Origin of the sequence: Nocardioides sp., from assembly GCF_051876515.1 — a bacterium.
Classification (GTDB): Bacteria; Actinomycetota; Actinomycetes; order Propionibacteriales; family Nocardioidaceae; genus Nocardioides.
Genome location: NZ_JBJEHY010000187.1, coordinates 1 through 7,336 on the forward strand (window position 1 = coordinate 1; position 7,336 = coordinate 7,336).

General features: G+C 67.3%; 6 protein-coding genes. All 6 read right to left on the reverse strand.

All coding sequences use genetic code 11. The annotated features are described in order from the left end of the window. The coding region (locus ACI379_RS13950; RefSeq protein WP_439792700.1) for an ABC transporter ATP-binding protein at nt 1-906 on the reverse strand (906 nt) is incomplete at its 3' end. A 67-nt stretch (nt 907-973) separates the two neighbouring features. Further along, on the reverse strand, nt 974-2,059 hold the full coding sequence (locus ACI379_RS13955; protein WP_439792701.1) for an ABC transporter ATP-binding protein: 1,086 nt from the start codon (nt 2,057-2,059) through the stop codon (nt 974-976). 5 nt (nt 2,060-2,064) lie between these two features. Further along, complete coding sequence (locus tag ACI379_RS13960) at nt 2,065-3,081, reverse strand: ABC transporter permease (protein WP_439792702.1); 1,017 nt, start codon at nt 3,079-3,081, stop codon at nt 2,065-2,067. 160 nt (nt 3,082-3,241) lie between these two features. Beyond that, on the reverse strand, nt 3,242-4,936 hold the full coding sequence (locus ACI379_RS13965) for an ABC transporter substrate-binding protein (protein ID WP_439792703.1): 1,695 nt from the start codon (nt 4,934-4,936) through the stop codon (nt 3,242-3,244). 138 nt (nt 4,937-5,074) lie between these two features. Continuing rightward, the gene (locus tag ACI379_RS13970; protein WP_439792704.1) at nt 5,075-6,085 is read right to left on the reverse strand and encodes an ABC transporter permease; all 1,011 of its coding nucleotides are present in this window, start codon (nt 6,083-6,085) and stop codon (nt 5,075-5,077) included. 153 nt (nt 6,086-6,238) lie between these two features. After that, a partial coding sequence (gene aspS, locus ACI379_RS13975; RefSeq protein WP_439792705.1) for an aspartate--tRNA ligase occupies nt 6,239-7,336 on the reverse strand: 1,098 nt, incomplete at its 5' end.

Here is a 7,336-nt window from a genome sequence, read left to right on the forward strand (position 1 = left end):
GCGGCAGCCCGACGGCGGGTTGATCGGGCTCGGGACGTCGCCCTCGAGTCGGATCCGCTCGCGACGACCACCGACCACGGCCTGCTTCACGTCGGGCACCGCCGAGAGCAGCGCCTGGGTGTACGGGTGGTGGGCGTTGGAGTAGATGCTGTCGCGGTCGCCGATCTCGACGATCTTGCCCAGGTACATCACCGCCACCTCGGGGCAGAAGTGACGCACCACGGCGAGGTCGTGGGCGATGAACAGGAACGCCACGTCGAACTCACGCTGGATGTCCTGCAGCAGGTTGACCACCTGCGCCTGGATCGACACGTCCAGAGCCGAGACAGGCTCGTCGGCCACGATCAGCTTGGGCTGCAGGGCGAGCGCACGCGCCACGCCGATGCGCTGACGCTGACCACCGGAGAACTCGTTCGGGTACCGGTTGTAGTGCTCCGGGTTGAGGCCGACGACCTCCAGCAGCTCCTGGACCCGCTTGAGCGTCTGCTCCTTCGGCACCATGTTGTGGATCCGCAGCGGCGCACCGATGATCGCGCCGATCGTGTGGCGCGGGTTCAGCGAGCTGTACGGGTCCTGGAAGATCATCTGCACCTCGCGGCGCAGCGGCTTCAACTGACCCGGGCTCATCGGCGCCAAGTCCTTGCCGTCGAAGACGATCTGGCCCGCGGTCGGCTTGTAGAGGCGCGTGATCGCACGACCGGTGGTGGACTTGCCACACCCGGACTCACCCACGAGGCCCAGGGACCCACCCTGCGGCACCTCGAACGACACGCCGTCCACGGCCTGCACGTCACCGATCTTGCGGTGGATGAGGCCAGCCGACTTCACCGGGAAGTACTGCTTGAGGTCGCGCACCGTCAGGATGGCCGGACGGCTCGTGTCGAGCTCGGTGGGCGTACTACCCACCAGGGCAGTCTCAAGTGTCGTGGCCTCGCCAGTCTCAGAGCGCGGGGTTTCCGCGAACTCGGTCATCTCACTGCTCCTCGGCAAGGTCGGGGGCGATCTCGGGCAGCACCTTCACCTCGTAGATCGTGTCAGGGTCGGCCAGGTGGCACCGCTTGAGGTGGTTGCCGCCGCGCGCCCCGGGCGCGAGGTCGGGCACCACCGTGGTGCACAGGTCGCCGGCCACCTCGGACCGGAAGGTGCAGCGCGGGTGGAAGGCACAGCCCGACGGCGGGTTCAGCAGGCTCGGCGGGGAGCCCGGGATCGGGACCATCCGGGCGTTGGTGTCGGCGGTGACGTCCGGGACGCTCGAGAGCAGACCCCACGTGTACGGCATCTCGGGGTGCGTCAGCACCTCGCGCGCCGGTCCGTACTCGACCGCCTTGCCTCCGTACATGACCAGGACGTCGTCGGCCATCTCCGCCACGACACCGAGGTCGTGGGTGATGAGGATGATCGCCGCGTTGAACTCCTTCTGCAGGTTGCCCAGCAGGTCGAGGATCTGGGCCTGGACGGTCACGTCGAGCGCCGTGGTGGGCTCGTCGGCGATGACCAGCGACGGGTCGTTGATCAGTGCCATCGCGATCATCGCGCGCTGGCGCATGCCGCCGGAGAACTGGTGCGGGTAGGAGTCGTAGCGACGGTCCGGCTGCGGGATCCCGACCAGGTCGAGCATCTCGACGACACGCTTCTTGGCCACGGCCCGGGTCACCTTGTTGTGCACGCGGTACGCCTCGGCGAGCTGGGAGCCCACCGTGTAGTAGGGGTGCATCGCCGACAGCGGGTCCTGGAAGATCATCGCGACGTCGCGACCGCGGCGCTTGCGCATCTCCTCGTTGGAGAGCGTCAGCAGGTCGACGCCGTCGAGCCTGATCTCCCCGCTCACCTGGGCGTTGGTGCCGCGGTGCAGGCCGAGGATGGCCGAGCTGGAGACGGACTTGCCGGATCCGGACTCGCCCACGATGCCCAGCGTCTTGCCGCGCTCGAGCGAGAAGGACAGGCCGTCGGTCGCCTTGACGACACCGTCGACGGTCGGGAAGTGCACCCGGAGGTCGTCCACGACCAGGAAGGACTCGCTGTCCGTCGTGTTCTGCTGCGTGAGATCCACGTTGCTCACCTCTCTCATGCCAGCCGGACGCGCGGGTCGATCACGCCGTACAGGATGTCGACGACGATGTTGGCCACGATCACGAAGGCACCCGCCACCACCACGACGCCGATGATGGTCGGCAGGTCGTAGGCGTTGCTGGCCTGCAGGGTCAACAGACCCAGGCCGCGGTAGGCGAAGACGCTCTCGGTGATGATCGCGCCGCCCAGGAGCCCCGCGAAGTCCATGCCAGCCATGGTGACCAGCGGCGTCAGGGCCGCCCGGAGACCGTGCTTGCCGAGGACCGTGCGCGCCGGGAGGCCCTTGGCCTTCGCCGTGCGGACGTAGTCCTCACTCATGGACTCCAGCACGAAGGCACGGGTCATGCGCACGTACCCCGCCATGAAGACCAGTGCGAGCACGAAGGCCGGCACCAGCAGTCCGCCCAACCAGGCGAACACTCCTCCCTCGGCGATGGGCACGTAGTACGGGTAGGGGATCACGTCCCAACGGATCGCGACGTACTTCAGCATGAAGACGGCGATGAAGAAGGTCGGGAACGCGTAGGCCAGCAGGGTCAGGCCGACGATGCCGCGATCCAGGAAGGACCCCTTGGTCACCGCGGCGAGGATGCCGAAGAGGATGCCGCCGGTCAGCCACATCACCAGCGCGACGACGGCCAGCGAGATGGAGACCGGTGCGTACTCGGCGATCATCTCGTTGACGGTGCGCTGGTTGAGCGTGGAGAAGCCCAGGCAGGGGGCCTCGCAGTGGGTGACCTGCTCCGGTGCAGCCTTGCGCTGCTCCTCGTCGACCGGGAAGTCACGCCCGACGGCGACGCCCTTCATGAAGTCGACCCACTGCTTCTGCGGCGGCTGGTCGTAACCGAGCGCCTTGCTGGTGATCGCTCGCTGCTCCTCCGTGCAGTTCTTGCCGCACGCGAAGCGGGCGGGATCCACCGGGGAGGCGAAGAAGAGGGTGAACGTGACGAGTGTCAGCGCCAGCAGCAGCAAGATGCCGACGAAGCATCGACGGACGATGTAGGCCCACATGAGAGGGGCTCACCTCCTGGTAAGCGGGACGTGCCGCACGGTGGGGCACCGGGGGCTGGGTCGAGGGCCTGTAGGCCCATGACCCACAGGTGTGCCGGGTGAGCAGGTTCTGCCCACCCGGCACCATTCCTGTGTGGATGTCAGGCTCGGGAGCCTTCGATCACTGCTCGACGCCGATCAGGCCGATCTCCGGGTAGGAGGACGAGGCCGGGGTCGTGGTGAAGCCGGTCACCTTGGAGCCGTGGAGCCAGTTGAACTTGGTGATCTCCAGCGGGATGTAGGCGACGTCCTCGCCGAGCTGAGCGTCAGCCTCCTGCAGGAAGCCGACCTGCTGCTCGACGTCCTCCGCGTTGGCGGCCTTGTCGACCAGCGCCTCGAACGCGTCGGACTGGTAGCAGCCGTAGTTCTGGCCACACGTGGTGGGCGAGAAGTTCGGGCGGCTGTCGTACAGCGGGGGCAGGACGGTCATCATCGAGGGCCAGTCAGCACCCCAGCCACCCCAGGTGACGTCGTAGTCGTCGTCCGGCTTGGAGATGACGTCGTAGTAGGTGTCGCTGAGTGGCTCGAGGGTCACGTCGAACCCAGCAGCGTCCCAGCTCTCCTTGACGATGGCCATGGCCTTGTCAGCGGTCGGGCTGGCCGAGTAACCGAGCTTGATCGGGTACGGGGTCTTGACGCCGGCCTCCTCGAGGAGCGCCTTGGCGGCCTCGGGGTCGCCACCGTTGTCACCGGCGAAGGCCGGGTTGTCCTGGGCGCCGGAGACGCCCGGGTTCACGATGGTCTCGCTGGCAGCAGCGGCCTTCTCGCCACCGAGAGCCTTGACGTAGCCGTCCAGGTCCAGAGCGGCAGCCAGGGCACGACGCACGTTGACGTCGGTGACCTTCTTGAAGTTCGGCGACAGGTACGAGTTGTACGGCGAGAGGACGTTGACGAAGCGGTCCTCGACCGGGCCCGTGATCTGCGGGAACTGCGCCGGGGCCACACGCGCCAGGGTGATGGCGGTCTGGTCGGCCGGGGCGTCGGCGATCAGGCGGTCGTTGAAGAGCTCACCGGCCGTGTCGGACGGGTCGATCTGGACCTCGACGGTGTCGGGAAGCGCGAGACGCAGCGCCTCCGGGTCGTCCGTCGCGGCGTCGTAGTTCTCGTTGCGAACCAGGGTCGCGCCCTTGTTCTTGTCCCACTTGCCGCCCTCGACCTTGTAAGGCCCGTTGGACAGGACCTTCCACTGGCTCTTGGCGCCCTCGTCGAACTCTTCCTTGTACGGGTCGGTCATCATCATGCCCGCGATGGCCTGCGGGAAGTCCGCCCACGGCTTGTTGAAGCGGAAGGTGATGGTCTTGCCGTCGCAGCTGACCGCGTCCTCGAAGGCAGCCTGCTGCTCCTCGGTCGCCTTGTACGGGCCCGGGTAGTCCTTCACGTCGATGTAGCTGAGCGTGTAGTTCGGGCCGCCGATGATGACGTCGTTGGCGAACACGCGCGAGGTGCCGTACTGGACGTCCTCACAGGTGATGTCCGAGCCGTCTTCCCACTTGACGCCGTCCTTGAGGGTGAAGGACCAGACCTTGCCGCCCTCGCTGGAGGTGCCCGTGTCGGTGGCGAGGTCGGGGACCGGCGTGGTGCCGACCTCGTTGTCCTCGTCCATCGGGAACGCGAGCAGACCGCGGTACAGGAGACGACGGAAGTGCGCCAGCTCGACACCGTAGTAGATGCGCTGCGGGTCAACGCTCTCGTACGGGAAGTGCTGCAGAACCGTCAGCGTCCCACCCTTGGCGCCCTCGGCGGCCGGCTTGTTGCCGTCGCCGTCGGGCTCGTCCGAGCCACCGCCGCCGCAGGCGGCCAAGCTCAATCCGAGCACTGCTGCAGCGCTGGCTGCGACAGTCCTCCTCAACTTGCTAACCATGTGTTTCCTCCTTGGATGTGCGGCGCATATGCGGCGGCACGGTCACCGACGGGACTGCCGGCGAGGTCTGTGGGACCGGTCGTGGACCGGTGACTAGCGACCCGACTTGGGGTCGAGGGCGTCTCGGAGACCGTCTCCGAGCAGGTTGAACGAGACGACGATCGTCGCGATCAGGACGGCGGGGCCGAAGAAGTAGATGAACGCCGAGTCTGCGTAGCGCAGCGCGTCGAACAGCACGTTGCCCAGCGTCGGCGTCGGCGGCCGGATGCTGATGCCCAGGTAGCTCAGGGCGGCCTCGGCCGAGACGAAGGCAGGAAGGATCAGCGTGAGCTGGACCAGGATCGGGGCCCACAGGTTGGGCAGGATCTCCTTGAAGTAGATCCTCCAGCGGGAGGCTCCGAGCAGGGTCGCTGCATGCACGAACTCCCGTTCACGCAGCGAGAGCACCTGACCACGGGTGACGCGGGCGATGCCGGTCCATCCGAAGAGGCCGAGGATGACGACGACGTAGAAGGACCGTGACGCGTCGCCGGCCGGAATACCCATGACCTCCTCGATGAACGCCAGCGCCACGGCCGAGAGGGCCAGCAGCATCAGCGTCTGCGGGAAGGCCAGGGTGAGGTCAATGATGCGGCCGATGATCGCGTCGACCCAGCCGCCGGACGCACCCGAGATGATGCCGAGCACCACGCCGAGCGTCATCGCGATCAGGGTCGCGACCAGCGCGATGCCCAGCGAGAAGGTGATGCCGAACCAGATGCGCGACAGGGCGTCACGCCCCGCACCGGGCTCCACACCCAGCGGGTGGTCCCACGACATGCCGCTGAAGCGTCCGATCGGGAGCGTGTTCTCGTCGAGCAGGTCGAGGTTCGTGGTGAACGGGTCGAGCACGTCGAGCGCCACGAGGATCGGCGCCATCAGTGCGGCGACGAAGAAGAACACGACGATGCAGAACGACACCATCGTCAGCTTGTCCTTGCGGAAACGTGCCATCGCCAACTGCATCGGCGACTTGCTGACGATCACGCCCCCTGGGTCACCCTCGAGCGCCTCAGGATCCGTCGTGACGAGGTGGCTCTCGAGATCGCTGCTCGGAGTTGACATTCCCACCTCATCGTTCGTCCTACAGTCGGTCGCAGTACTGGACCGGTGGTCCGAGTACCGCTTCCCGACTGTAGGCGAACGGATGGCGCTTGGGGATCACCAAGCGGTAACACTTTGGTCTCGGGCCGCAGGAATCCATCCTGCGGCGTCGAGTCAGGACGGAACTTCCTCCGAGGGCTTCGCGTCCACACCGGCTTCCTTGCGCTGCTGCGCGGTGATGGGAGCAGGTGCTGCGGTCAGCGGGTCGAAACCGCCACCCGACTTGGGGAACGCGATCACGTCCCGGATCGAGTCCGCCTTCGCCAGGATCGCAACAATACGGTCCATTCCCACCGCGATGCCACCGTGCGGCGGCGCTCCGAACTTGAACGCCTCGAGCAGGAAGCCGAACTTCTCCTCGGCCTCTGCCTCACCGATGCCCATGATCTCGAACACGCGCTTCTGCACGTCCTCGCGGTGGATACGGATCGACCCGCCACCGAGCTCGCTGCCGTTGCACACGATGTCGTACGCGTACGCCAGCGCGGCGCCCGGGTCTGCCTCGAGGGTGTCGAGGAACTCCGGCTTGGGGCTGGTGAACGCGTGGTGCACGGCCGTCCAGGCGCCCGCGCCGACGGCCACGTCACCGCTGGCGACCGCGTCGTCGGCCGGCTCGAAGAGCGGTGCGTCGACGACCCAGGTGAAGGCGAAGGCGTCCTCGTCGATCAGGCCGCAGCGGCGACCGATCTCCAGGCGCGCCGCGCCGAGCAGGGCCCGGCTCGCCTTGGGGGCACCAGCGGCGAAGAAGATGCAGTCCCCCGGCTGCGCACCGGCGTGGGCGGCGAGGCCGGCCTTCTCGGCGTCGGAGAGGTTCTTGGCGACGGGGCCACCCAGCTCACCCTCGGCGCTGACCGTGACGTACGCCAGACCCTTGGCGCCGCGCTGCTTGGCCCACTCCTGCCAGGCGTCGAACTGGCGGCGCGGCTGGTCGGCCCCGCCGGGCATCACCACGGCGCCGACGTACGGCGCCTGGAAGACCCGGAAGGTGGTGTCGGCGAAGTACTCGGTGCAGTCGACCAGCTCCTGGCCCATGCGCAGGTCAGGCTTGTCGGAGCCGAAGCGTGCCATCGCGTCGGCGTACGTCATCCGCGGGACCGGGCGCGGGATCTCGTGACCCTCCAGCGCCCAGATCGCGGCGAGGACCTCCTCCATCAGGGCGATCACGTCGTCCTGGTCCACGAAGCTCATCTCGATGTCGAGCTGGGTGAACTC

Coding starts and splice junctions, on each gene's coding strand:
- ACI379_RS13970 (WP_439792704.1), bottom strand. CDS start 6,085: ATGTCAACTCCGAGCAGCGATCTCGAGAGCCACCTCGTCACGACGGAT.
- ACI379_RS13960 (WP_439792702.1), bottom strand. CDS start 3,081: ATGTGGGCCTACATCGTCCGTCGATGCTTCGTCGGCATCTTGCTGCTG.